The sequence below is a fragment of the Pseudomonas sp. YQ_5 genome (assembly GCF_043103305.1).
In the GTDB taxonomy this organism is placed as follows: Bacteria; Pseudomonadota; Gammaproteobacteria; order Pseudomonadales; family Pseudomonadaceae; genus Aquipseudomonas; species Aquipseudomonas putida_Y.
Window position 1 is genome coordinate 1 of the sequence record NZ_JBICJS010000115.1, and the last position, 758, is coordinate 758.

2 protein-coding genes are annotated in these 758 nt (G+C 55.5%); both read left to right on the forward strand.

The genetic code is table 11. From position 1 onward, the window contains the following. Positions 1-382, forward strand: a 382-nt coding sequence (gene tnpB / locus ACF8EA_RS25210) for an IS66 family insertion sequence element accessory protein TnpB (protein WP_392473344.1), incomplete at its 5' end; no start/stop codon positions are given. Between the two features lie 18 nt (positions 383-400). Next, positions 401-758: transposase (locus ACF8EA_RS25215; RefSeq protein WP_392523646.1), on the forward strand; the 358-nt coding region annotated here is incomplete at its 3' end.

Below are 758 nucleotides of genomic sequence, written 5' to 3' on the forward strand. Positions count from 1 at the left end.
TTCCTTCTGGAGCCAGCCCTGCATGATGCGCCCCGACAGCAAAGTCGAAAAAGTCTACCTCTACCCCAAGCCTGTGGACTTTCGAAAGTCCATCGACGGCCTTACTGCCTTGGTAGAACTGGATATCAAAGTCGCCGTGTTCGACCCCGTGCTCTTCGTCTTCCTCAACAAGGCGCGTAATCGGATCAAAGTGTTGTACTGGGAGCGCAACGGCTTCTGCCTCTGGCTCAAGCGCCTGGAAGCCGAGCGCTTCAAAATGTCGCCTGAGCCCAGCGACGAAGCGATTGTCCTGACCGTCCAAGAACTCAATTGGCTGCTCGACGGTTTCGACCTTTGGCGCAACCGTCCCCATCAGGTTTTGACTCCGCGCTACGTCGCCTGACCCGGTATAATCCGCGGCATGATTTCCGTGCCCGACAATCTCCCAGACGATCCTGCCCTGCTCAAGCAATTATTGCTTGAGAGCTATGCTGCCCGTTTGCGCGAGCAGGAAGTCAATCAGGCCCACATCGTCCAAATTGACGATCTGAAAGAGCAAATCAAGTTATGGCGTGACCGTTTCTTTGGCCGCAAGTCCGAGCAAACCGTCGATCCCAAAACGCCGCAACTGGCCATGTTCGATGAAGCGGAAAATGACCCTCTGCTGGCTGTAGTCGATGATGCCGATGAAGAAGTCGTTGTCCCGGTCAAGCGCCGTGGCAAGCGCAAGCCACTGGCGGCTAATCTGCCACGTATCGAAGTTATCCATGAGTTGCCCG